The following is a 24,929-nucleotide window of genomic DNA, read 5'->3' as shown; positions in this document are numbered from 1 at the left end:
CATTCCTCCCGGGAAAGCGTGGGCGGTCGGGATCAGTAGATCCCGAACCAGGCCTCGACCGGTCCCTTGAGCAGGGGAACCTTGAAGCCGATCTCGAATACGATGAAGAAGAACAGCGAAACGGCGACGCCCGACGGCAACGCGATCCACCATTTGTAACGCCCCTGGAAAAGCATTGTGCCGGCGATATAGAGCGCCGTGCCGACGTAAAGGCCGAGCCAGGCGGAAACGCCGGCAAAGGCGATCAGCGGCAACAGAAACGACGAGACCACCTTGGCGCGGTGACCGTCGATGAAGATCTCACCCGTGCCGCGATGCTTGGCGAAAGCGTGGATCGCGTTCGCAGCGCTTCCGAGAAGGATCAGAAGGCCGACATAGAAGGGAAAATAACCGGCTTCCGGCCCGAATTCGGTCCATCCCGCACCGATATCGAGGGACCCGTAGCAGACCGCCGCGCCGAAGGCGCCGGTCAGCGCAGCAACGCCAAGCTCAACCGCGAAGCGGGAGACCCCATTCGCACCGTTCTCGCTCATGATCGTGACCTTTCAAAGCGGATGACGGGTACCCGAAGGCACCCGCCTCAATGTCTCGCCCTTAGTTGGCGAGCCAACCTTCGCGCTTCAGCACTTCGCCGACGGCAACGCCGTCCATATCGATGGCGGCCTTGAAATCGTCGCCAGCGATGTAGGAGGGGGACTGTGAGGTGTCGGCGAGGTACTTCGCCCATTCCGGCGTTTCCGAAACCTTGCGCATCAGGTCCGCATAGAACTTGACCACATCCTGGTCAACGCCGGCCGGCAGCCAGACGGTGCGCGGCATCGAGTAGTTGTCGATGGCGATGCCCGATTCCTTGCAGGTCGGAATATCGCTCCAGCCCTTGTCACCGGCGATCTTGGCGTCGTTCGAAAGCTTGACGCTCTTGAAGACGCAGAGCGGCTTGACCATGCCGGCCTGCCACTGGCCGAGGTTTTCGCTCGGGTTGTTGACGTTGGCGTCGAGGTGTTCGCCGGCAAGCTGGACGGCTGCTTCACCGCCGCTCTTGAACGGGATGTAGTTGATCGTAGCACCAGTCGCCTCGTTGATCATCGAGGTGAGGATCTGGTCGACGTCCTTGGACTGACTGCCGCCGATCTTCAGGCCGCCTTCCTTCGCCTTGGCAGCAAAGTCGGCCGCCGTGTTGTAGGTGGCCTTGCCGTTGACCCAGAGAACGAATTCGTCGGAAGCGAGCGCCGCGACCGGGGTCAGGTCTTCAGCCTTGTACGGCACCTTGGCGCGAACCGGCAGCAGGTAGGCATTGTTCGTGCCGAAAGCGAGTTTGTAAGCGTCGCCCTTGTTGGTCGCCGTGTAGACGAAACCTTCGGCGCCGCCGGCGCTGCCCTTGTTGGTAACGACGACCGGAGCCTTCATCAGCTCGTACTTGCCGATGATCGCCTGGATCGTGCGGGCGAAGATGTCGGTGCCGCCACCGGGACCTGCCGTGACGACGAATTCAACCGGGCGATCGGGTTCGAAGGCTGCGGCCGGAGCAGCAACCCCGAAGACGGCTGCCATGATGCATGCGATGGAGACGGTATTCTTCAAGTCGGGTCCTCCCGTTTTGTGGTTCTGTGGCGCAAGACCTCCTCCTGCGCCGTTATTGCGTGAAAGCGTGCGAAATCAGGCGGCGGCCTTGAGCGCGGCCTTTTTCTTTGCCATGCGCACGGCGAGCAGCAGCGCTTCGCGGCTGGCGCCGACGTCGGCAATGCCCTTGCCGGCGATGTCATAAGCCGTGCCATGGGCCGGCGTGCAGAGCGCGAAAGGCAGACCGCCCATCATGGTCACGCCCTTGTCGAAGCCCATTAGCTTCATCGCGATCTGGCCCTGGTCGTGATACATGGTGAGGACGGCGTTGTAGCCTTCCTTGAGAGCGCGACCGAAAACGGTATCGGCCGGGAACGGCCCCTCGACGTTGAAGCCGAGTGCCTTCGCCTTTTCGACCGCCGGTTCGATGATGTCGATCTCTTCCATGCCGAAGCTGCCGCCGTCGCCGGCGTGCGGGTTGAGACCGGCAACCGCGATCTTCGCCTCTTCATAACCCGCCTCCTTGAGGCAGGCCCGGGTCAGCTCGAGTTCGGCGATGATACCGTCGACCGAGAGGTTGTCAGCTACGTCCTTGAGTGGAATGTGCGAGGTGACGCGCGCGTTCCAGACCTTCTCGAGGACGTTGAACTCGCGAACCTTGCCGGTGAAGCAGAGAACATCGGCAACGAAACGGATTTCGTCGTCATAGCCCGGATAGGCAAAGCGCATGGCCTTCTTGTTGAAGGGCGTGAAGCAGACGGCGTCGGCCTTGCCAGCATGCGCCAGTTCGAGCGCGGCGCGGAAGTTGCGGGTAGCAAAGGTTCCGCCCGCAAGCGTCGCTTCGCCGCGCACGACATCTGCCGGATCGAGGTGGGCGAGGTCGACGAAAACGTGGCGCGACGTGCCGGCCTTTTCCAGATCCTCAAGCGTCGACGGCTCGAGATCGAGCGTCACGCCCGCAGCCTTGGCGCCTTCATCCAGGATCCTGCGATCACCGATCGTGATGATGTGTGCGGCTTCGCGGATATCGGCAAGCGCCAGCAGCTTTGCTGTGAGTTCCGGGCTGATACCCGCCGGATCGCCCATGGCGAGCGCGATGACAGGACGCGCGCCGTTACCGGCAGCACCGTTAGTCGTCATGTGAGATGTCCTCCGCTTCATTCTTTCGGTTGCCGTCATACGTTATTCAAAATTCTGCATCAAGTCTTTTGTATTCTGTATGCAGCATTTTCTGTTGACGATGGGACTGCCGGTCTCCATGCTTTAATGAGACAGCGCTGATTCAATCGGCACGAACGGGAACAGACGGTCGACACCCAGTCGCCAGACGAAGAAGCAAAACAATGAACGAAATCACATCTCTGGAGAGACGGCCGGATGGCGGCCCTGGCCCGATCAGGCGCACGGCGCTGCACGACACGCTGGTCAGCCACCTGCGCGACATGATCATCGAAGGCGACCTATCGCCCGGCACCCGCCTGCACGAAGGCCAGCTTGGCGAACAGCTGGGCGTGTCCCGCACGCCACTGCGCGAAGCCATCAAGTATCTGGCGAGCGAGGGGCTGGTGGAGCTCGTCCCGAGCCGAGGCGCCGTCGTCAAGCGCTTCAGCGCCAAGGACGTGCACGACATGCTGACAGTCCTGCAGACGCTGGAGGAACTGGCCGGCAAGCTCGCCTGCGAGGCGGCAAGCGACGCGGGCATTGCCGAAGTGCGTGCGCTGCACGACGAGATGGTCCAGCGCTACAAGGCCAGCGACCGGCTGCAGTATTACAAACTCAACCAGCAGATCCATTCGGCCATTGTCCAACTCGCGGGAAACGCCGCCTTGGTCGACATGCACGCGGTGCTTCAGACGCGGTTGAAGCGCATCCGCTTCATCGGCCACGAGGGGCCGGAGAAATGGGCAGCTGCCGTTGCCGAACATGAAGAGATGATCGTCGCGCTCGAGGCCCGTGACAAGGCAAAGCTGTCGGAGGTTCTCGGCCGTCACCTGGTGAACGCCTGGGAGCGCGTCAAAGCTTCCGTTTGATTCTTCTCTGAGGGCAGGTTTTGCTCTCGACATACGGTAATTCGAAGGGCGCCCGATGGGCGCCCTTCGTCATTCAGCGGCCAAATGCTGCAGCCGAGCGAATCGGTTGCGGAAGCTGTTTCCCGAATAAGACACACTGCTTGGAAAACAACTTAGAATATTCGAACACTATTGACTTTGACCTGGTCGAAATTCACTGAATCCATGGCGGGGTGGAGACGGGAACAAAGATGGGGCGGCAAAGACTTCGGGTACTGCTGGCTACGGCAGCGATAGTCTGTCCAAGCATGGCATTCGCTGAGCCGGTTCAGCGGACGCCGCCCGTTGCCGGATCGGTAATCGCCCGCAAATCCGGTGAGGAAGTTCGCTTCGTCGATGTCTCCAACTGGCGCTTCGTCGATCTCGCCCAGGATTTGCTGTCCGGAGACGTGCTGCGCACCAACGCAACCGGCGCGCTTGCGGTTCTCTTTTCCGACCACACGCAGATCCGGCTCGGCCGCAACACGGCCCTGCGCGTCAAGCGCATGGGGGCGGATGGCGACACCAATCTCGAACTGCAATCGGGCACGATCTGGGCACGTGCGGAACGCGGCGGACAGGGCCTGGCAATCGATACGCCGGCCGCAACGGCCGCCATTCGCGGCACCGACTGGACATTGACCGTTGGCCCTGACGGCAAGACCTCGCTGATCGTGCTCGAAGGCGTCGTCGAACTCAGCAACGCACAAGGCAGCGTCACGGTTGCCCAAGGCGAAGGCGCGGTCGCGGCAATCGGTAAGGCGCCGTCCAAGGTGGTGGTCGTCAATCCGAAGGATCGCGAGCAGATGCTTTTCCATCTGTCGCTGCGCGATTCCTTCGTCTGGATGCCGGCGACGCCGCTTCGCGTGCCCGACATGCGTGGGGAACGCGAACGCATCGAGGGCAAGCGCCCCGAGTCGCGCTCGGTCGAAGACTGGCTGACGCTCTCTGAAATCTACCTGACACTCGACGGCCGCCAGAAGGCCCAGGCAGCTCTGGCCGAGGCGCGCCGCGGACGGCTCGGCGCAACACAGCAGGCGCGCGCCGATCTCATCGATGCCCTGATCGCCGGCTCGGAAAAGCGTTATGACGATGCGGCAAAGCTTTTTGCACACTCTGCCCGCGGACTTGATGCCAAGCGGCGTTCCATCGCTGCCTATGGTGGCTATTTCGCCCGGGCGCTTGCCAATCCGGATCGGGTCGAGGCACCGCCGCAGGGTACGACCGGTGCCTATGGCGCGATGGCCAAGGCCTGGACCAACGGTTTCCGCGACGATATCCGCGCCGCCATCGAAACGCTCAAGCAAGCCGAGCGCCAATATCCCGATGATCCTACCCTGCCGGCCGCCCGCGCGCGCTTTGCGCTGCTGCTCGACGACCGGGAACAGGTCCGCGATGGCATCGCGAAGGCGCTTGCCATCGACCCTGCGGACCCGACTGCGCTCGAAGCCCGCTCCGACTACCGCTACCATTACGAAAACGACCTTGATGGCGCGCTGGCGGACCTGGAGGCTGGGCTGAAGACGGCTCCGGGCTCCTCCTCCCTCTGGAACTCGCTTGGCCTGGTTCAGGGACAAAGGGGCGACAACCGCGCAGCAGAAAGGGCCTTCAAGCAGGCGATCGCACTTGATCCCAGCGACCCGGTATCCCACGCCAATCTCTCGATCCTCTATCTCGACGAAAACCGGATGAAGGAAGCGAAGGCTGAGATCGACGCGGCCCTGGCCGCCGACCCGTCCTTCGACATCACTCTGGTCGCACGCGGGCGCTACCACATGCAGACGGGCGATCTGGACAAGGCCCTGAACGACCTGCTCGCCGGTTCGACCGCCAATCCCGCCTACTCCAACGCCCAATTGCTGCTGGCGGGCGCCTACTACGAAAAGGGCGACCGCATCCCCGCCGCGCAAGCGCTCGACAATGCCGATCGCCTTGATCCGAACGATCCGGTCATCATGCAGATGCGGACCGCCATTGCGATCGACGAATATGATTCCGACGCGGCGATCCGATATGCCCAGGAATTGATGCGCCGAACCCGGGCGCGCGGCGGCGAAAGTGCGGCCCTTGGCGCCAACCAGGACGCCGGCTCGACGCTCAACGACGCCTTTCGTCTGCAGGGGCTCAACGTCTGGGGGCAATATTACGGCGATGTGGTCTTCGATCCGTTCACGGGATCGAGCTATGTCGACCAGGCGATCCACGGCAGCGTCAATCCGCTGTTCAACGACTATGATTTCGACGGCAGCCCGGTCGTCAACACCGCCAACCCGCAGAGCTTCTCCGCCTTCTTCCAGGGCCTGCTGATCGAACCGCATATGCTGGCAAGCCGCGAACGCACGGCCAATATCGTCCAGCGGCCATTCTTTGAAGCAGCACTTGGCGGCGGCATCATTGCCGACAACGATCACACCGGCTGGATCGGCGAGGCGGAACTACGCGGGCTCACCTTCTCGCCCTTCCCGATCAGCGTCTACGGCAACCTCCATTGGGAGGAGCCGCGCGATACCATCGACTTCGCGCAGGGTCTGGCGATCGAGCGTGAAACGCGCCTGCTCGGCGGCAACGGCTATCTGACCGCCTCGCCGACACCGGACGACCGGATCGTCGCCTATGCCAATTACGGCAAGTTCGATGACGACAAGAGTGTCCTCGACTATCCGACCACGAGCTTCGACAACCTCCTCCATGACAAGGCCGATAGACTTTTGTCCGGCGTCGCCTGGAGCCACACCTTCGGCTACCGCAACATCGCCAATGCCGCCCTTTTCTTTTCTGATCGGGATGTCGTGGAAAACGAGAAGGTCAGCGCCTCCCGCGTCGGGCTACCGGACCTTGCCACGAGCCGCAGCGAGGAAAAGCAGAAAACCTATATCGCCGCCATCAATCACCTCTACGGAGACGGCGACTTCACGTGGCGCTACGGGATCGAAGGCGGCGTTGTTCGCTCCGACAGTTCGTTCGACATCTTCGATCCGTTTGCGATGAGGGTCGGCAGCAACAACACCCCCTTCATCGGATCCGGCTCGACATCCGCGGCGCAGACCGTCGCCAAGGCCTATATCGATACAATCTACGAAATCACGCCGGACCTGAAGGCAGAAGGCGCGCTGTTTGCCCGCTACATCGAGGATGCCAACGACGGCAACATCCGGCTCGAACCGAAGCTCGGCATCGCCTGGGCGCCCGCGGAGGGTCATTGGTTGAGGGCCGCCGCCATGCGCGATGGCTTGAACTTCGATGTCGCCACCCTCGCTCCGATCGGCATCGTCGCCCTGCAGCCCAACCAACTTCGCTTCGGTGCAGAAGGTTACGCCGACACTCTGGCGTTCCGCTGGGACGCGGAGTGGAACAACTGGCTTTTCACCGCGCTCGACTACCAGCACCAGGAGGTGCGCGAACTGTCGCTCAATGTCCCGCTGTCCCCCATCAATCTGGACTACGCCAAAGTGGGGCTGGACCGGGTCGCGGCGACCGCGAACTTTGCAATCGGCCACGGTTTCGGCCTTTCCCTGACGGCGGCCCATACGGAAGCCGACGTCAGGGAAAACACCGTCAATCAGTTGGACGAGCTTCTCTTCGTACCCGAAAACACCGGCCAGGTGGCGCTGACTTGGGTCAACACCGCAAACGTGAAGGCAACGATCGCCGCAAACTATATCGGCTCGCGACCGGCCGGCGGGGTGACACTCGACGACTTCTGGACGCTCGACGCATCGCTGCAATGGGAGCCCTTCGACAAGCAGATCGAAGTCGATCTGGCGGCATTCAATCTGCTTGACGAGGACTTCGAGCTCAGAAGCGGTCTCCCCGGTTGGGGACCGACGTTCAAGGGCACAGTCAAGGTGCGGTTCTGATCAAGGAGCACGTCGCCGTGCAGGCATCGGGCGGCCGATACGGACAGTTGGATGCTCGTCGCCTCGCGTTGCGGCGGCTGAAGCTTCTGGGTCTTGCCGCCTTCGTCAGCATCGCGCTTTCGCTTGCGACCTTGTCCAATGCCTGGCTGCTCAACGAATTGCGCAGCTTCGACTATCTGTCGACCATCGGCACACCGCCACTGCCCGAAAACAGCCCCGTCGTCGTCGCCATCGACGAACCCTCGATGGCCGAGATCGGCCGGCAGTGGCCGTGGCCACGCGCGCTGCACGCCCGTCTCATCGAAGCGCTGCGCAAGGCCGGCGCCCGCGCGATCGGCATGGACGTCATTTTCGCCGAGCCGTCGGCCGATCCGGTGAACGACGACGAGCTGGAAAAAGCTCTTGATACCGGCGTCGTCCTTGCCGGCGACCAGACGCTGGTGGAAGCGCCGCAGGCCGACCAGTTCGTGCGCACCGAGCCCCTTGCCCGCTTCACCGCCAAGGGGGCAAGAACCGGGATTGCCTCGGTCAACCTTGGTGGCGACGGCACGCTACGCTCCATCCCGGACTATCCCGACGGCTTTGCCGCCGTTCTGGCCGGGATCGCCGGCACGCGGACGCAACCTCCCCCGACCGATGCCCTCATCCAGGTCTTCGGACCGGCGCGAACCTATCCGACCGTCTCCTATTACCAGGCGCTCGATCCCACCAATTTCCTGCCGGAAGGTACCTTTCGCGATCGGGTGGTCCTCGTCGGGCTCAGCTTGCAGAACGCTCCGTCGATTGCCGATGGGGGCGCGGACGCATTCGCGACGTCCGATACCGTCCATTCGAACAAGCTCGTTTCCGGCGTAGAGATGCAGGCGACGATCTACGACAACCTTGCGCACGAACTCTACGTCCAGCGGGCTCCACGACCCGTTGTGATCGCGGCGATCGCGTTTGCGGCGATCCTCGCCGCCTTCGCGGTGCTCAGAACAACGGGGTGGCGCACGCTCGGATCCACCATTGTCGCGCTGAGCCTTATTGTGCTGGCAAGTTATGTGGCCATGCGCCTCGGGCATGTCTTCCTCTCGCCGCTCGGCCCGGGGCTCGCCTTCCTGACCGTGGCCGCCGGCCAGGCCGGGCTTGACTATGCCGAAGAGCGCCGACGGCGCCATGAAATCACCCGCGCCTTTCAGCAGTACCTTTCCCCCGCCCTTGTCGAACGACTGGCGAAAGACCCGTCGCATCTGAAGCTCGGCGGCGAACGCCGCACGCTTTCGATCCTCTTCTGCGACATCCGCGGCTTCACCACCATCGCTGAGGAGATGAAGGACGATCCTGAGCGGTTGACGACACTCGTCAACCGCCTACTGACGCCGCTGTCGGATGCGGTGCTGAAACAGGGCGGAACCATCGACAAATATATCGGCGACTGCCTCATGGCCTTCTGGAATGCGCCGCTTGACGACCCCGACCATGCGGTTCACGCGGTGCGCGCAGCGCTCGACATGCTTAAAGCGCTCACGCGGGTCAACGAGGAATTGGAGGCTGAGGCGAAGCGGGAGCGGCGGCCCGCGCAAACGCTGCGGATCGGCATCGGCATCAACACCGGCGAGTGCGTCGTCGGCAACATGGGTTCGCACCAGCGCTTCGACTATTCCGCCCTCGGCGATGCGGTCAATCTCGCATCGCGTCTCGAAGGGGCTTCCAAGGACTACGGCATCTCGCTGCTCCTCGGCGAAGAAACTGCGCGTCTCGTGGAAAAAACCTTCCCTATCGCCGAACTGGATCGGATTACCGTCAAGGGACGCAGCACCGTATCGCCCGTCTTCACCGTCACTGTCGGCGCTAAGAAGGAAGCGCTTGAGCGGCACCGGTCCTTCGTGCAAGCCAAGTATGATGGCGCGCTTCTGGTGGATGATGCGGTCTTCGACCAACTGAAGAATGCCCTGCCGCCGCTCGCACGCTACTACGAGCGCGAGCGCAGCCGTCTCGTTGTCCGTTAACGACCGAAGTAAGCCGTTTCCGGTTCAGTGGAGGCCGCCCACTCCCAGCAGCCGTTCGACGGCATCGTGGTCTCTGGCGAGCGCTTCCGGCGTTCCACTCCAGGCGATGCGCCCGCGCTCGAGCACGATCACCTGATCGGCAAAGTCGAGGGCGCTCTGGATCCGTTGTTCGACCAGCAAGATGGTCATGTCGCCGGTCTTCGCCAGTTCGGCAAAGGCCTTCATCAGTTCCTCGCAGATGACGGGTGCCAGCCCCTCCAGCGGTTCATCGAGCAGAAGGATCGAGGGCCGCCCGAGGATTGAACGCGCCGTCGACAACATCTGCTGCTCGCCGCCGGAAAGCTGGCTGCCGAGGTTTCTTCGCCGCTCGTGAAGCCGCGGAAACATGTCGTAGGCTTCCTGGATGGCGCTCTTCGGACGGTTCTTGAGCCCGACGAACAGGTTCTCCTCGACGGTCAGCGTCGGGAAGACGCAGCGCGCCTGCGGCACGAAGCCAAGCCCTTGCATGGCGCGCGAGGCGCTCGGCAGCGCGGTCACATCGGTACCGCCCATGCGGATGCGTCCGTCATAGCGCCGCGTCTGGCCGGCAAGGGTCGCAAGCAGGGTCGTCTTGCCCATGCCATTGCGGCCAAGAACGGCAAGGCGGGCGCCCGCCGGAACGGCAAAGGACACGCCTTCGAGCACGCGCGTCGGGCCGTAGCCCGCGGACAGGTTTTCCACCTCAAGCGGCGTGGCTGGCATTGGCATAGCTCCCCAGATAGGCTTCCCGGACGCGCGGGTCCTTGGTGACCTCCGACGGCGAACCGTCGAAGATGATCGCGCCCGCAGCCAGCACCACCACGCGCTTGGCAAAGCGGAAGACGAGATCCATGTCGTGCTCGATCATCAGCACGGCGAGGTCGGCAGGCAGATCGGCCAGCGCCTGCTCGATGCGGCCGGTATCGCTTTGCGGCACGCCGGCAGCTGGCTCGTCGAGCAGCAGCACCCTCGGTTTCAGCGCCAGGGCGACGGCTATCTCCAGCAGTCGCTGCTGGCCATAGGCGATCTCGCTCACCTTGCGGTGCATCAGTTCCTTGAGGCCGAGCTTGCCGAGAAGTTCCTGAACCTCGGCCATGACATCGGACATGCCGAGAAAATTGCCGAAGAGACGACCGGCGCGGCCGCTCCGCTGAAGCACGGCAAGCGCAACATGCTCGGCCGGCGTCATGTCGGCAAAAAGCCGCGTCACCTGGAACGAGCGCACAAGCCCGCGCCGAACGCGGCCAATCGCGTCGACGCCGGTCACGGGCTCGCCGGCGATGCGCACTTCGCCTGAGTCAGGCCGAAGGTTGCCGGTAACGAGATTGACGAACGTCGTCTTGCCGGCACCGTTTGGGCCGATCAGCGCCACCCGGTCTCCCGGCGCCATACTGAGGCTGACATCGTTGGTGACCGCAAGGCCACCGAAGGCGCGCTTCAAATTGCGGACTTCGAAGATCGGCTGCATCACTTGGCCTCCCGGCGGCGGGCAACGAAGGCGGCCGCGGTGCCGTAGAGGCCCTTCGGCGCGAACAAGACGACGGCGATCAGCAGCGCACCCACCATCGTCAGCCAATGGAAGGGGTTGGCGGCCGAGACCACATCCTCGAAGAACATGAAGACCACCGTGCCCGTCAGCGCGCCGAAGAGGGAGCCGGTGCCGCCGAGCACCAGCATGACAAGGCTCTCGGCCGACATCGTAAAGGAGAGGCTGTCGAGGCCGACGACCTGGGTTGAGATCGCGTTCAGCGCCCCGCCGACGCCGGCAACGGCGCCGGATATCAAGTACATTTTCGTCAGCGCGATCTTCGGCGACGCGCCCATGGAGCGGATGCGGACCGGATCTTCCTTGATGCCACGACACAACATGCCGAAGGGCGAACGCACGATCAGCCGCAACAGCACGAAGACGATGGCGAGCAACACGACGCCGAAGACGTAGGCCGTGCGGCCCCAGAGGTCGAACTCATAGAGTCCGAGGAGCGCAGTCGGCGCGATCCCGGAAAGGCCGTCGCTACCGCCGGTCCAGGACGATGCCTTGTTGGCGAACTCGTGGAAAAGGTGGATGAGCGCGATCGACAAAACCAATTGCGGAAGACCGTGGGCGCGCAGGATCACGACCCCGCAGATAAGCCCCGCAACCGCACCGGCCACGATGCCGAACGCCAGCATGGCAAGCGGATCGTTGATGCCGTAATGCGCCGAGGCAATGCCCGCTGCATAGGCGCCGGCGCCGAAGAGGGCAGCGTGCCCGAGTGTCGCGACGCCGCAATAGCCGGTGACGAGATCCAGCGACAGCACCAGAAGTGCCGCGGCGATGATCCGGGTCAGAAGCGCCAGATTGTTGGGAAAGAGGAAATAGCCGATCACCGCGACCAGCAGGATGATCGCCACGCCGATGACGTCTCCACCGCCGAAACGCCGGCGCGCTGGGGATGCCGCAATCATGTCGTTCGTCGTCGTCATGGTCATCCCTTGGCCCTCCCGGCGAGCCCGCGCGGAAAGACGCAGATGATCGCGATCACGGCCAGATAGAAGAAGAACTCGCCGAATTCCGGCATGAGATAGCGACCGGTCGTATCGATCGCGCCGAGCAGCAGGCAGGCGACGAGCGCACCCGGGATCGACCCGGCACCGCCGACGGAGACGACGACCAGGAAGGTCACCATGTAGCGCAGCGCATAATAGGGCTCGACCGGAAGCAACTCGGCGCCGACGACGCCGCCGAAGGCGGCGAGCCCGACGGCAACCGCAAAGCTCACGGCATAGACGATCTCCGTGCGCACCCCGAGGGCGGCAGCCATCGCCGCATTGTCGACCGAGGCACGCAGCTTCACGCCAAAGGCGGTCCTTTCGATCGCGTACCAGAGGCCGGCGGCAACCGCGAGGCCGCAGACGATTGCGAAGATGCGGTGCGTGGCGATCGCCCGGAAACCGAGATCCACCGATCCCTGCAATTCGCTCGGCAACGGCACCGTCTTCAACGTCGGGCCGAAGACGTAGTTGGCGATTCCGATAATGCAGAAGGTGATGCCGATGGTCATCAGCACCTGGGTCAGTTCCGGCGCGCCATAGATGCGCCGGTAGAGCAGGCGTTCGATGGGCACGGCAATAACGATAGTGCCGAAGATCGCAAGCAGCACGGCAAAGCCATAGGCAAGGCCAAGATCGCGGGCCGCATAGGAGGCGATGTAGCCGCCGATCATGGCAAAGGCGCCGTGCGCCAGATTGACCACGCGCATCAGGCCCATGGTCACCGAAAGGCCGATGGAGATGACGAAGAGCACCATGCCATAGGCAAGGGCATCGATCGCAATGCTGAGGACGGTTTGCATGGGGCTATCCGTGCCCTTTCTTCCAGTTTTTGCTGCGCCGGATTCGGGGCGCATTATATGCGCGGAGCGCTACTCCTGCGCCAGCACTGTGACGTCGCGGGCGGGCACATGGCTTCGTTCATGGGCGCCGCTGATCAGCGCATCATCGGTGTCGGNTGTGCGCCCGCCCCAACCTGCCTACTTCAGCGCAGCGAGACCGGGGTCGCCCTGCTTCTCGAAGGTCTGGATTTCCTTGTTGTAGTAGGTGCCGTCATCAGCCTTGGCGACTTCGCGCAGGTAGATGTTTTGCGTGATGTGGCGTGATTCCGGATCGATCGTCACGGGGCCGCGCGGGCTTGTCCAGGAGAAACCCTTTACGGCCTCCACTGCCTTGGCCGCATCCTGCTCGCCACCGGTCGCCTCGATCATCTTGTAGATGACATGCATGCCGTCATAGGCACCGACCGAAGGGAACGAGAGTTCGGCCGGATTGCCGATCGCCTTGCCGGCAGCTTCGACGAAGGCCTTGTTCTCAGGCGAGTCATGCGAAACCGCGTAGTGGAAGGTCGTCTGGATGCCGAGCGCTGCCTCGCCGAGTGCCGGCAGGTCGGATTCCTGCGTCAGGTCGCCGGGGGCGAAGAACTTGATGCCGCCGTCCTTCAGGCCGTTCTCCTTGAAGGCCTTGACGAAACCGAGCGTCGTCGGACCGGACGGCAGGAAGGCGAACACGCCCTCGGCGCCCGAATCCTTGATGCGCTGCATGATCGGCGAGAAATCATTGGTCGCGAGCGGCATGCGGATCGCCTCGACGACCTGACCGCCGGCCGCCTCGAAACCCGCCTTGAAGGCGTTCTCGGCATCGACGCCCGGGCCGTAATCGCTGACGACCGAAATGACCTTGGAAACGCCGGCGTCCTTGGCAACCTTGGCGATCGGCGTCGAGGTCTGCCAGGTGGTGAACGAGGTGCGCACGACGAGCGGGCTCTTCGTAACGATTGCCGAGGTTGCCGCGTTCATGATGACGAGCGGCACGTTCGCCTGGGTAAGGAGCGGCGTTACCGCCATGGCATCCGGCGTGAAGTAGAAGCCGGCGAGATATTGCACGCCTTCTTTCACCACCAGTTCCTGTGCCAGCGCCTTCGCCTGGGCCGGATCGGCCTGCGGCACGTCGCGATAGATGATCTCGATATCGTCGTCGCCGACCTTGCTGCCGTTCAGCGACATATAGGCATCGATGCCAGCCTTGAAGTTCTTGCCCTGAAGCGCGAACGGACCGGAGAATGGCCCGACAACACCGATCTTGATCGTGTCGGCATAGGCCGCGCCGCTCATTGCCAAAGCCGCGATCGCAGCCAGAATCATCCGTTTCATGTTTCCTCCCTGCGACGCCGATCGCTCCCGAACCCGCATCGTCCTCACAAACCCCGTTGATTTGATAGGCGTCAACTTGCCATGCCAAACGGTGATGTAAAAATGAAATATGGGGCCAAAATCATAATCGGGGAGTTATGTTTCCTGCGAGATCGGGTCCAGCCGCCGGGCGCGTATTTAACGGCGATGCGCGCCACGTCGACGAAAACAGAATGACGACGCCGCCCCTATCGGCTGCAAGGTCGCGTCCATGATGGCTTTGGCGCTATGCTTCAACCTGCCAACGGGACAGGCCAACCCGCATCAGGTTTCCGATGCGGGTTGGCGGTATCTTGGGATGAAACGAAAATCTGCACGCGAGCGCGTTCAGCCGGCACGCATGGCCGCGTCGATGGAAGCCGACAGGATCTCCAGTCCGAGATCGATCTCTCCGTCCGAAACGGTCAGTGGCGGAGCGATGCGAAAGACGCCGCCCATCCCGGGAAGCTTGACGATGTTCATGCTGAGACCGCGCCGCATCGCCTCCTCCATGACCCTGGCACCCAGATCGAAGCCCGGAGCCTTCGTCTGCCGATCAGCGACAACTTCGAGCCCAAGGAGAAGGCCGCGGCCCCTGATATCGCCGACACATTCGAACCTTTGTTGAAGCGACAGGAGACCCCTGCGCAACAGCTCGCCGCGCGCGATCGCCTGTTCGACCAGGCCGTCACGTTCGACCACGTCGAGCACCGTTACGCCGACTGCCGCTGGCAGCGGATCCGAGACGTGGGTGGTATAGAAGAGGAAGCCCCTTTCATGGGCCTTTTGCTCGATCTCCGCCGTCGTCATGACGGCGGCAAGCGGCAGCCCGGCGCCCAATGTCTTCGACAAGGTGAGAATGTCGGGCGTCACGCCGTCACGCTGGAAGGCGAACATATGCCCAGTCCGGCCGATGCCCGTCTGGGCCTCATCGAGGATCAGCAGCATGCCCCGTTCCTCGCACTTGCGCTTGAGCGCGGCGAGGTAGCCCGGCGGAAGTTCGAGGATCCCTCCGCTCGAAAGGATCGGTTCTGCGATGAACGCCGCGAGGCTGCCCGTCGACTGCCGGTCGATCAACGAGAAGGCATCGTCGAGCTCCGTCTGCCAATCATTGCTCCCATCCGGGTGGGTGAACCGCGGCCGGTAGGCGTTCGGCGCCGGGATCACGAACGAGCCGGCGGCGGCGGGACCGTATCCCTTTCGGCCGGCGCTGTAGGTCGCTGAGGCGGCGGCCCCCGTCATTCCGTGCCAGCTCTGCGCGAAGGCGACGACCTCGTGGCCGCCGGTCACCAGCTTCGCCATGCGAATGGCCGCCTCGTTCGACTCAGCGCCCGTTGTCAGAAGCTGAACCCGGTCGAGCCCCGGCGCAAGCGCGGCAAGGCGCGTGGCGAGCTCGACGACGGGCCGCGACAGCATGCCGCTGAAGAGATGGGCGACCGTCCGCATTTGCCGGTCGACGGTCGCAACAATGTCAGGGTGAGTATGGCCGAGAACACCGCTCATCTGTCCGGAGGTGAAGTCCAGAACGGCGCGACCGTCCGCATCATAGACGAAGCTTCCCTCCGCGCGTTCCACGATGATCGCCTCGAAACCGGGCCCATAGCGCGTGAGATGTTTGTTGGCGGAGGCCCAGAAAGCAGGATCGGAATTCAGCGACATCAGATTGCTCCTCGTTGGCGGTTCTCAATGGCTAGTGGGAGTTATGGCCTCATGCAAATTGATAGTATTCCGCTCCGATATTGGATATTTTGATATCATGAGAAATCTCGATCTTGCCTTGCTTCGAAATTTCGCCGTCATCGCGCGGGCGGGCTCAATCAGCCTTGCCTCCCTTCAGGTCGGGCGAACGCAATCGACGCTCAGCATGCAGATGCAGCGTCTGGAGGACTTTCTCGAGCAGGCGCTCTTCCATCGCACCGGATCCGGCGTACGGCTGACCGCGGCCGGTGAAAAGCTGCTGGCCCATGCCGAACATCTTCTCGCCGGGCACGATGAGATCCTGGCGGAGATGGAAGGCAAGGGTCTCAAAGGTTCCGTGACCCTGGGATGCCCGGAAGATTATTCAATCGCCTTTCTCCCAGGGATCATCGAGCGCTTTCTCGATCAGCACCCGGAGGTCGAATTGCGCATGGTCTGCGCACCGACCACGGAACTGCGCCCAATGTTGCTGCGGCGGCAAATCGATCTGGCGCTCGTGTCAATTGCCGATGTTTCAAACGGCGAGACCATTCGCACCGAAGACTTCGTGTGGGTCGGCAAGGCTGCAGAACCGGAGATCCTCGACCGTGTCTCCCTGCCCTTAGCCTTGTCAGCCCCGACGACGCTCGACTACCGGGCAGCCTGCGACGCGATGGAGGCGGTCAATCGTCGGTACCGCGTCGCCTTTGCGAGCAACAGCCTTGCCGGTCTCATCGCATTTGCCCGATCCGGCCATGCGATCAGTGTTCTAACGAGAACCGCCGTCCCCTCCGACCTGCACGTCATTTCGGCCGGATTGCCGAAGCTCCCGACGATCGGCATTGCGCTCGAATTTGCCGAACTTCGCCCGTCATCCGCGGTGAAGGCACTCGCGGACCACGTAAGAACCGTGTTGCCCACCATTTGAAGGTGTCGCGTGGGGTGGTCACCACCGAGAATCGTCGGCCAGTTTGAGCGCGGTGGTTCCCAGGCGCGTGGCTGCCGCCCGCAGCGCACCGGTTTCATATCCTGAGAACCCGAGGATGAGGCCTTCGGCGTCGCGTCGCTCCATGAAGGTTTCGGACAGAAGCACCGCTTCGATTTTCGCTTCCGCCCGGATCAATTGCGACAGGCCCGGCGCGAGCCCGTCGCGCGGCCGGACGATCATGTGAAGGCCCTGTTCCGGGACATCCGAGCACAGTGTCCCCCGGGATGTGGCGTTGACAATTTCAGCCAGTTGATCGCGGGCGACACGATAGCGCCTCTGGCTCTTGCGCAAATGGGACGCGACCGATCCATCCGCCAGGAGATCGGCCACGGCGTTCTGCAGGAAAACCGGCATGAACCGGTCGAAGGCGGCGCGACGCGCCAACACCCGTCCCAATGCGCCTGGAGGCACCACCACGTAACCCAGCCGCAACCCCGGAAACAGCGTCTTGGCGAAGGTCCCGAGATAGACGACGCGGTCCGGCGCAAGCCCTGCCAGTGCCGTCAGCGGAGGACCTGAATAGCGGAACTCGCTGTCGTAGTCGTCCTCGAAGATCCAGGCGCCAGTCGCGTCAGCCCAATCGATCAGCGCCACACGTCGGTCCATCGCCATTTTCACACCGGTCGGAAACTGGTGCGAAGGGGTGACATAGGCAGCCCTGGCGCCAGGGTTTCGTGCAAAACCCGCTGCAACATCGATCCCTGCCCCGTCGACCGGCACCGGCACAAGCCGCACACCTGCTGCCATCAGTGTCGAGCGCGACACGCCATAGCCGGGCTCCTCGACCCAGGCACAATCTCCCGGCGCAAGCAGTGCGTCGACGCACAGCCTCAGCCCGTGCTGGGTGCCGCTGACGATCACCACACAGCCTGGATCGCAACGGATGCCTCGGTTGACGGCCAGGAAGTCTGCGATCTGTCGGCGCAAATGCAAGCTGCCGCGCGGGTCGCCATAGGCGAGGTCGTCGACGCTCGCCTCCGCGATATGACGCCGGGTGGCCGCAGCCAGCCGTGCAAGAAAAGCCGGCTCCACATGGGTCTGGCCGAGAGCGAAGGGCGGCCGGCCGCCAAAGGCCAGCGGGATATCCGGTGCCGTTGCAATGGACGGCGGTGTCGGCAGGCTGGACGAGACATAGGTGCCCGAGCCGTGACGGGCCTCGATCAGTCCGTCGCTCGCGAGATGCTCATAGGCCGCAACGATCATATTGCGGCCTATGCCAAGTTGGGCGGAAAGCTCGCGGCTCGACGGCAGACGGGAGCCGGGCGCCAGCAAACCGTCGACGATGGCGGCACGCAACCCACTGTGGACCCGAAGCGCCTGGTTGCGGATCGAGCGATCAAGTTCGATCGGCGGGAAGGCCGATCCCTGTCTTGGAAGAGAAGTGGTTGGCATGAAGATTACAAAAGTGGACCTATTTCAAACCAGTCTGTTCATGCGAACCTTCAGGATGCAAGCCTGAAAGGAACCAGCCGTGACCGAACATTCCACGCCCGCCTACCCCGTCGATACGGTCAACCGCGTCAAGCGCCGCCATGACCGTGGTTTCTACGACCACGAGACGGTGCACAGGCTGCTCGACGCGGCGGCACTCGCCCACGTCGCCTATGTCATCGACGGCCAACCCTTCTGCACGCCGACGCTCTTCTGGCGTGAAGGGCGTCACCTCTACTGGCACGGCAGCAGCGCCAGCCGCATGCTGCGCAACCTGTCGGCGGGCGAGCCGGCCTGCCTGACCGTCACACACCTCGACAGCCTCGTGCTTGCCCGCTCCGGCTTCAACCATTCGGCCGATTACCGCTCGGTCATGGCTTTCGGAACCGCCCGCCTGGTCGAGGACCAGGAGGAGAAACTGCGTGCCCTGACGATGATGGTGGACCGGCTCTTTCCGGACCGCACCGCGACCCTGCGCCCGAGCACTGCTCAAGAGATCAAGGCGACCGCTGTCATCGTCATGGAAATCGAACGGGCCTCAGCAAAGATCAGGGCCAAGGGTATCGCCGACGATGAGGAGGACTACGATCTGCCTGTTTATGCGGAGCGCCTTCCCGTGCACACCATTTTGGGCGCACCCGAACCCTGCTCGCGCTTGCCGCACGGCGTCGCGCGGCCCGAGACGCTTTCTCCCTATCGATTGGGTCGCCCGCTGGAAGAGGCGCTAACGGAAGCCTACATCGCCGCCTATGCCAACGAAGCGGACGACTAACGACGCTCTATCCTGTTTCCCGAAAGCGTTGCGCTGCTCTATCGCTTTGCCTGCGCGGCCCGGGCGGGCCAGCCGGAGGTGGTTTCGCGAACCACCAAAGGCCCGTCGACCTTTATGGTCATCGGACGCATGTGTTTTCCGTGGATCGCCATGTCGATCAGGATCTCGGCGGCCCTCTGTCCCATCTCGTAGTTCGGCAGCACCAGCGTCGAGAGCGGCGGATGGGTGTAGCGCGCTAGTTCCTGGTCGTCGTAGCCCATGACCGAAAGATCGGCGGGCACACGAAGCCCCTTCTCCTGTGCCGCCTCCATCACGCCGATCGCCATCAGATCATTGCCGCAGAAGATGGCGGTCGGCGGGTTTGGCATGGAGAGCAGGTCCAGCCCGGCCTCGTAACCGCGTAGCGGCAGCCAGTCGCCATCGCGCACAAGCGTCTCGTCGAAGGCGATGTCGGCGGAAGCGAGCGCCTGCTTATAGCCTTTCAGGCGGTCCATGGCCGCGTCCATCCAGCTTTCACCATTGATGAAGCCGATGCGCTTGTGACCGAGGGCCGTCATCCTGAACTTCGAAAACGGTCTCGGCTGGATTTCGCTCTCCGCCTACTGGCAATCGGTCATCCGCGGCGCTTTCCTGCTCGTCGTGGTCGTGCTTCAGGCCAAGCTGATGGCACGGCACCGAAGTGCCTAGCCCGGTCGCCCCGCAGACTGCCTCGCCCGCCAGATCCGTCTCACGAGGCGGCTCGGTCGACCCCGCTTTGCTTCCCCCGATCATCAGGCGGCGAGAAGCTCCCGGTCACTCGGACGGTTGACTATCGCGCGCCCAAGCATTCTGAATGCCTCTCGTCAAAGTGGAAATGACTGCATCGGACCACCCGCATGAATGAGATACGTCACCCTAGTGAAACGACCGCGACGGCGGCCTCTCTCTCGGAGCCGGAGAAGAACGTCATCATCGGGGGAGTCCTTCTCGCGATGCTTCTGGCCGCACTCGACCAGACGATCGTGGCACCCGCCATGCCTACGATCGGCAAGACCCTCGGACACAGCGACTATCTGCCCTGGGTCGTGACGGCCTATCTCCTGACCGCGACGGCCATGGCTCCCCTTTATGGCAAGATCTCCGATATTCACGGGCGACGGCCGACGATCTTCGCCGCCGTGATCATCTTCCTTGCGGGATCGCTGATAAGCGCGCTGGCGCCGAACATGCTGACGCTGATCATCGGCCGCGCGGTCCAGGGCCTGGGTGGCGGCGGTCTCTTCGCCCTCTCGCAAACGGTGATCGGCGACCTCGTCCCACCACGCGAGCGCGCACGCTATGCCGCTTGGATTTCCGGAACATGGGCCGTGGCAAGCATCGCCGGGCCGCTTTTGGGCGGCACCTTCGCCGAACATCTCCATTGGTCGTTGATTTTCTGGATCAACATCCCGCTCGGCCTTGCGGCCCTGGCGATCATCAGCAATCCGTTGAAGAAACTGCCTGTTATAACCAGGGCGCACCGGATCGATGGAGCAGGCGCCACATTGCTCGTCGCCGCGACCGCGCTTCTGCTGCTGGCGCTGAATTGGGGCGGCAGCCGCTATGCATGGCTTTCGCCGGAGATCGCCGGTTTGCTCGGCTGTTCGGCGCTTCTCTGGGGTGCGTTCGCCTTGCGCCTTCGGCGCGTGACCGAGCCTCTGATTTCGCTCGAAGTGCTCAGCAATCCGATCGTGCGTTATGGAACCCTGGCGATGTTTCTGGCGCAGGGCGCCAATGTCGGCCTTTCAGTCTACCTCCCGGTCTACGCGCAATCGTTCCATGGCCTCTCCGCCGGTGGCTCGGGGCTGATCATGCTCGGCCTGTTGCTTGGCACCGTGTTCGGAGCAACGACCAGCGCGCGGACGATACCGCGCCTCGTCCACTACAAGCGAATGGCACTCGTCGGCAGCATCCTCAGCTTCCTCTGCCTGGCGGCGCTCGCCGCTCTCGCCGGGCGAACAACCCTATCGGTGCTGGTGCTATTGACCTCGGGCGCGGGCTTCGGCTCCGGCATGACGTTTCCGGTCGCGACCATTTCCGTGCAAAACGCCGTCGACCAGGCGCATCTCGGCGTGGCAACCGGCGTCCTGACCTTCCTGCGATCGCTCGGCGGCGCCCTTGGTGTCGCGATCCTCGGCGCGATCGCGCTCGGCAATGGCCTACCGCTGGGTGGTGAAGCCATTCAGGCGATCAGTGCCACGACCGCCTCGGCACTGCCATTCGCCTATATTTTCGCCGCTTGCACCGCGGCGATGGTGCTGTCGCTCGCGATGTTCCATCTGATGCCGGAAAAGCCGCTGCGCGGCCGCGCCGAAACAGAGATACCCGCCGCCATCGATTAGTGGCACCGCAGAAAGCGCGCGGGCGTTTACCAATCGGTGAGACAGGGCCTGTTTTCAGATCGCGCGATGACAGAGCGAAGGCGCCCCGGAGTTGCCGCGGCGCCTTCGTCGTTTGATCGTTCGGCTGGCTCTTCCTCTCAAGCAAGAGCTTTCAGGAAAAGACTAGCGCAGCGGGAAGGCGACGGGGCGGATCGGTGCGGCATCAGCCCCGCGGAACTTGAGCGACGCGCCGACAAAGACGAACTCGTAGATCCGGTCCTTCGACAACTCTTCGAGATTGATGAGCTCGATGATCGGCGCGCCCTGCTGGGCCAGCAGATAGGTGTGAACCGGGATGTAGTTGTTTTCGGTTTCTGCCGGAAACGCTTCGAAGCTCAGGTTGTCGGCACCGACGACCATGGCGCCGCCGTCTTCGACCAGGAACTTCGCCGCATCGATGCTCAGCCCGGGTGGGTTGCTCATATAGGCGGACTTGTCTTCGTAGTGCTGCATACGCCCCGTGCGGATCAGTGCCACGTCGCCTTGCTGGAGCTTGACGCCCTGGCTGTCGAGCGCCTCCAGCAGGTCCTTGCGGGTAATGCGGTAGTTCTCCGGCAGCATCTGCATGCCCTTCGCCGCCGCGACATCGATCAGGACGCCGCGCGCAACAATCGGCGGCAGTTTCTCCGCGCCGGTGACGGTCCAGCCCTGGTCTCCGAGGTGATCGGCTGCCGCATAACCGTTCCATATCTTGCCGTTCAGGCCGAAGTGGTTCAGCGCATCGATATGCGTGCCCATATGCGCGTACATCGAAACGGCCGAGCCGGAGTAACTGACGTGCTGGTTCATCTCTTTGCCGACCTTCATCGGGTCAGAAACCGTTGTTCCGTGCGGCGTGTGGGTCATCCACATCTGGTATGGCGGGTCGCCGGCCGCCTCCCAGCTTGGCATGCCGATGAAATACTCCACCGCGAGGTCGTAGGACTTGGCACCCTCGATGCGCGATAGGATCGCAGCCCGTGAGGCGGGCGTGATCAGGTTGAGGCGCCCGATTTCGTCCTTCGGCCCCCAGGGGCTCTTGCCGACCTCCTGCGCGAAGGCCGCGCTCCCCAGCAATCCGGCCACGAGAGAGACCGCCACTGTGCGGCTGAACGTTGCGGTGTTGAACATGGTGAACTCCTTTTCTGCATTGCCTGAACATCAGGAAGCTGAGCTCACCTTATTGCTGGCGGCATCTCGAATAATCAGCGATATGGAGAATAGATATTTAACTCTGGAGAAATTATGGATCTGTTGGCCGCCATGCGGGCGTTTCGGCGCGTCGTTGAGCTTCAAAGCTTCAACAAGGCGGCCGAGGAGCTCAGACAATCGAATGCGTCGATCAGCAAGCAGATCCGGCAACTCGAGGAACGCCTCGGCACCGTGCTCATTCTGCGCACCACCCGGCGCATGAGCCTCTCAGAGACCGGGCGTGGTTACTTCGCCGAGTGCTGCAGGCTCCTCGACGAACTCGACCAGCTGGAGCGTTCGACATCGGGCGAAGCCGGTGAGATCAATGGCCGGCTGCGGATCAACGCTCCCCTCTCCTTCGGGCTGACGGTCCTTGCGCCGATGCTGGCCCGCTTCATGGCGCTGCATCCGCAGTTGAAGGTCGACATGACGCTCGACGATCACGTGCTCGACGTCGTCTCGGAGGGGTTCGATGTCTCAATCCGCGTGCGCGCAGCCCTTGCGGATTCATCGCTGATCGCCAAGCGGCTCGGCGAGGTCGAACAGATCATCTGCGCCGCGCCCGCCTATCTGTCGGCCAGGGGTACGCCGGCAAGCGTGGGCGAACTCAAGAACTATGATTGCCTCCGCTACCGGCTCGCCGACCAGGCGGGAAGCTGGATCGTGGAAGGTCCCGACGGCAGGTCGAGCATCGAACTGCCTGCACGCTTCGTCGTCGACAACAGCCTGATGCTGAGCGAGATGGTCCAGGCCGGCATCGGTATCGGCGCCTTGCCATCCTTCATTGCCAACCCGCTGCTCGCCCAAGGCAAGCTCGTGCGGATTCTGCCGCAACACAAACTTGCTGAGCGCGGCATCTATATCGTCTACCCAACCAATCGATTGCTGCTGCCGAAGGTAAAGGCCTTTGCCGATTTCGTCGCCGGCGAGATCCGGCTGGCCGGGCTCTAGACTAGGAGGAAAGGTCGCCGGCCCACACGCCCCCATCGCGCCGCTCCGAATGAATACCGTCACAGTTGTTACTCCCGCCATTTGATCCGCGGTGCCAAACTACCCTCGATGACGGCACGACGACCTGCATCCCGGCGCTCTCACCCGTGCGACGCAGGCTTCGTCTAAAACGAGGAGATTGAAAGCCATGACCAAGACAGTCGAGAATGCAACCGACCAGCCAGCCATGCAGAAGCCGCAGGTGGTCTCGCAACAGGCCTGGGAAGAGGCGCGCCAGAACCTGCTCGTCAGAGAGAAAGCACACACGCATGCTCGCGATGCGCTTGCTGCAGAGCGCCGGCGCATGCCGTGGATGGCGGTCACGAAGGAATATGTCTTCGAGGGCCCCGAGGGCAAGGAAAGCTTGCTTGACCTCTTTGCTGGCCGGCATCAGTTGATCGTCTACCGCGCCTTCTACGAGCCCGGCGTCTATGGCTGGCCCGAGCACGCCTGCCGCGGCTGCTCCATGGTCGCCGACCAGGTTGCCCACCTTGCCCATCTCAATGCCCGTGACACCACTCTGGTCTTCGCTTCGCGGGCGCCGCAGGCCGATATTGCCCGGCTGAAGGCGCGCATGGGCTGGACGATGCCGTGGTACACCATCACCGACAGCTTCGACCTCGATTTCGGCGTCGACGAGTGGCACGGCCACAACGTGTTCTTCCGCGACGGCGACCGGCTGTTCCGTACCTACTTCATCAACAACCGCGGTGATGAGCAGATGGGCGGCACCTGGAACTATCTCGACATCACGCCGCTCGGCCGACAGGAGGTCTGGGAGGACTCTCCCCAAGGCTATCCCCAGACGCCGACGTACAAGTGGTGGAACTGGAACGACAGCTATGTCGAAGGCGCCGCGCCCGATCGGCGCTGGGTCGAGGTCTCGGACGCCGGCGAGGCCGCGATGCGAAACCAGGACGCGAGCTCGGTACGATGAGCGCGAGCCTCTCTGCGGGCGCGCGGGAGGTCCACCGGACGGCAGCACGGAGGGCGGCCGATGGGCTCGCCCTCGCGGCATCGCCGACCTTCGCGCTCATGGCGATTTCGACCGGCGCATGGGGCGCCGATGTCGGACAAATGTTATGTGCCAGCGAGCAGGGACTGAAGATTGGCGGGATGACCGTGATGTACATCTTCATGAGCGTCTTCCACCTGACCCCATGGCTGCGGCTTCTCCAAACCGGCAAGCGCGAAGCAGCCTAGAGGCGGCCGGTCGACATATCCCCTGGCAAGGCACCGTATCGGCCCTACTTGAAGGTGAAGTGGGGCCGATGTTGCAGACACTCAAAAGGTGTGGAAACGACCAGGACCATATGTCCCTGATA

Annotated in this window: 21 protein-coding genes and 1 pseudogene; 10 read left to right on the top strand and 12 right to left on the bottom strand. The window is 63.0% G+C overall.

Translation table 11 applies throughout. The features are described 5' to 3' along the window. Nucleotides 1-32: 32 nt before the first annotated feature. The 3 genes from ACTJKM_RS31995 to ACTJKM_RS31985 all read right to left on the bottom strand — a co-directional run bounded on the left by ACTJKM_RS31995 (nt 33) and on the right by ACTJKM_RS31985 (nt 2,700). On the bottom strand, nt 33-533 hold the full coding sequence (locus ACTJKM_RS31995) for a tripartite tricarboxylate transporter TctB family protein (protein ID WP_058323244.1): 501 nt from the start codon (nt 531-533) through the stop codon (nt 33-35). A 61-nt stretch (nt 534-594) separates the two neighbouring features. Then, nucleotides 595-1,581 carry a Bug family tripartite tricarboxylate transporter substrate binding protein gene (locus ACTJKM_RS31990; protein ID WP_440639184.1) on the bottom strand — a complete coding sequence of 329 codons (987 nt, stop codon included), beginning with the start codon at nt 1,579-1,581 and terminating at the stop codon, nt 595-597. 75 nt (nt 1,582-1,656) lie between these two features. Further along, nucleotides 1,657-2,700, bottom strand: coding sequence for a 4-hydroxythreonine-4-phosphate dehydrogenase PdxA (locus ACTJKM_RS31985; RefSeq protein ID WP_058328362.1), 1,044 nt, complete (start codon nt 2,698-2,700; stop codon nt 1,657-1,659). Nucleotides 2,701-2,903: 203 nt separating this feature from the next. On the opposite strand from ACTJKM_RS31985, the gene ACTJKM_RS31980 reads away from it, so the two are divergent. The 3 genes from ACTJKM_RS31980 (at nt 2,904) to ACTJKM_RS31970 (ending at nt 9,456) form a co-directional block, all read left to right on the top strand. Continuing rightward, nucleotides 2,904-3,590, top strand: a complete 687-nt coding sequence (locus ACTJKM_RS31980) for a GntR family transcriptional regulator (RefSeq protein ID WP_058328361.1) — start codon at nt 2,904-2,906, stop codon at nt 3,588-3,590. A 230-nt stretch (nt 3,591-3,820) separates the two neighbouring features. Continuing rightward, on the top strand, nt 3,821-7,465 hold the full coding sequence (locus ACTJKM_RS31975; RefSeq protein WP_440661610.1) for a FecR domain-containing protein: 3,645 nt from the start codon (nt 3,821-3,823) through the stop codon (nt 7,463-7,465). 17 nt (nt 7,466-7,482) lie between these two features. Then, complete coding sequence (locus tag ACTJKM_RS31970; RefSeq protein WP_280938117.1) at nt 7,483-9,456, top strand: CHASE2 domain-containing protein; 1,974 nt, start codon at nt 7,483-7,485, stop codon at nt 9,454-9,456. A gap of 24 nt (nt 9,457-9,480) precedes the next feature. Here ACTJKM_RS31970 and ACTJKM_RS31965 read toward each other — a convergent pair whose 3' ends face one another. The 6 genes from ACTJKM_RS31965 to ACTJKM_RS31940 all read right to left on the bottom strand — a co-directional run bounded on the left by ACTJKM_RS31965 (nt 9,481) and on the right by ACTJKM_RS31940 (nt 15,836). After that, on the bottom strand, nt 9,481-10,197 hold the full coding sequence (locus ACTJKM_RS31965) for an ABC transporter ATP-binding protein (RefSeq protein ID WP_058323239.1): 717 nt from the start codon (nt 10,195-10,197) through the stop codon (nt 9,481-9,483). Continuing rightward, entirely contained in the window at nt 10,178-10,942 is a 765-nt protein-coding gene (locus tag ACTJKM_RS31960) for an ABC transporter ATP-binding protein (protein WP_058323238.1), read from the bottom strand. The genes ACTJKM_RS31965 and ACTJKM_RS31960 overlap by 20 nt, the downstream gene beginning before the upstream one ends. Then, on the bottom strand, nt 10,942-11,946 hold the full coding sequence (locus ACTJKM_RS31955; RefSeq protein WP_440661609.1) for a branched-chain amino acid ABC transporter permease: 1,005 nt from the start codon (nt 11,944-11,946) through the stop codon (nt 10,942-10,944). Before ACTJKM_RS31955 ends, ACTJKM_RS31960 begins: the two co-directional genes overlap by 1 nt. Then, entirely contained in the window at nt 11,943-12,809 is an 867-nt protein-coding gene (locus ACTJKM_RS31950; protein ID WP_440661607.1) for a branched-chain amino acid ABC transporter permease, read from the bottom strand. Before ACTJKM_RS31950 ends, ACTJKM_RS31955 begins: the two co-directional genes overlap by 4 nt. A 177-nt stretch (nt 12,810-12,986) precedes the next feature. Next, the gene (locus tag ACTJKM_RS31945) at nt 12,987-14,159 is read right to left on the bottom strand and encodes an ABC transporter substrate-binding protein (protein WP_113513081.1); all 1,173 of its coding nucleotides are present in this window, start codon (nt 14,157-14,159) and stop codon (nt 12,987-12,989) included. 366 nt (nt 14,160-14,525) lie between these two features. Then, nucleotides 14,526-15,836: an aspartate aminotransferase family protein gene (locus ACTJKM_RS31940; RefSeq protein WP_058328357.1), complete on the bottom strand. Its 1,311-nt coding sequence runs from the start codon at nt 15,834-15,836 to the stop codon at nt 14,526-14,528. A gap of 97 nt (nt 15,837-15,933) precedes the next feature. Between ACTJKM_RS31940 and ACTJKM_RS31935 the strand changes: the two genes are divergently transcribed. Further along, the gene (locus tag ACTJKM_RS31935) at nt 15,934-16,782 is read left to right on the top strand and encodes a LysR substrate-binding domain-containing protein (RefSeq protein WP_058323235.1); all 849 of its coding nucleotides are present in this window, start codon (nt 15,934-15,936) and stop codon (nt 16,780-16,782) included. Nucleotides 16,783-16,800: 18 nt separating this feature from the next. On the opposite strand, the gene pdxR is transcribed toward ACTJKM_RS31935, so the two are convergent. Beyond that, complete coding sequence (gene pdxR / locus ACTJKM_RS31930; protein WP_113513083.1) at nt 16,801-18,234, bottom strand: MocR-like pyridoxine biosynthesis transcription factor PdxR; 1,434 nt, start codon at nt 18,232-18,234, stop codon at nt 16,801-16,803. A 79-nt stretch (nt 18,235-18,313) separates the two neighbouring features. On the opposite strand from pdxR, the gene ACTJKM_RS31925 reads away from it, so the two are divergent. Then, nucleotides 18,314-19,045 carry a pyridoxamine 5'-phosphate oxidase family protein gene (locus ACTJKM_RS31925; protein WP_113513085.1) on the top strand — a complete coding sequence of 244 codons (732 nt, stop codon included), beginning with the start codon at nt 18,314-18,316 and terminating at the stop codon, nt 19,043-19,045. 38 nt (nt 19,046-19,083) lie between these two features. Here the strand turns inward: ACTJKM_RS31925 and ACTJKM_RS31920 are convergent, their stop codons facing one another. Next, a complete protein-coding gene (locus ACTJKM_RS31920; RefSeq protein WP_280938116.1) occupies nt 19,084-19,602 on the bottom strand; it encodes a substrate-binding domain-containing protein in 519 nt (172 codons plus the stop codon). Between ACTJKM_RS31920 and ACTJKM_RS31915 the strand changes: the two are divergent. Both ACTJKM_RS31915 and ACTJKM_RS31910 read left to right on the top strand, forming a co-directional pair. After that, nucleotides 19,601-19,732, top strand: a pseudogene (locus tag ACTJKM_RS31915) (ABC transporter permease); the annotation flags it as partial. The gene ACTJKM_RS31920 and the pseudogene ACTJKM_RS31915 sit on opposite strands and share 2 nt — an antisense overlap. Nucleotides 19,733-19,920: 188 nt before the next feature. Next, nucleotides 19,921-21,405 carry an MDR family MFS transporter gene (locus ACTJKM_RS31910; protein ID WP_440661605.1) on the top strand — a complete coding sequence of 495 codons (1,485 nt, stop codon included), beginning with the start codon at nt 19,921-19,923 and terminating at the stop codon, nt 21,403-21,405. 162 nt (nt 21,406-21,567) lie between these two features. On the opposite strand, the gene ACTJKM_RS31905 is transcribed toward ACTJKM_RS31910, so the two are convergent. Next, nucleotides 21,568-22,554, bottom strand: coding sequence for a cyclase family protein (locus tag ACTJKM_RS31905; RefSeq protein WP_082663614.1), 987 nt, complete (start codon nt 22,552-22,554; stop codon nt 21,568-21,570). Between the two features lie 114 nt (nt 22,555-22,668). Between ACTJKM_RS31905 and ACTJKM_RS31900 the strand changes: the two genes are divergently transcribed. From ACTJKM_RS31900 to ACTJKM_RS31890, 3 genes are all read left to right on the top strand, one after another. Continuing rightward, nucleotides 22,669-23,565, top strand: coding sequence for a LysR family transcriptional regulator (locus ACTJKM_RS31900; RefSeq protein WP_440661603.1), 897 nt, complete (start codon nt 22,669-22,671; stop codon nt 23,563-23,565). A gap of 187 nt (nt 23,566-23,752) precedes the next feature. Continuing rightward, complete coding sequence (locus ACTJKM_RS31895; protein WP_440661602.1) at nt 23,753-24,541, top strand: DUF899 domain-containing protein; 789 nt, start codon at nt 23,753-23,755, stop codon at nt 24,539-24,541. After that, nucleotides 24,538-24,807 (top strand): hypothetical protein, encoded by a 270-nt coding sequence (locus ACTJKM_RS31890; protein WP_440661601.1) that lies wholly within the window; start codon nt 24,538-24,540, stop codon nt 24,805-24,807. Before ACTJKM_RS31895 ends, ACTJKM_RS31890 begins: the two co-directional genes overlap by 4 nt. Nucleotides 24,808-24,929: the final 122 nt, after the last annotated feature.

It is taken from the genome of Ensifer sp. 22460 (genome assembly GCF_052044935.1).
Taxonomy (GTDB): Bacteria; Pseudomonadota; Alphaproteobacteria; order Rhizobiales; family Rhizobiaceae; genus Ensifer.
This window is presented reverse-complemented; position numbering and strand designations above follow the sequence as displayed.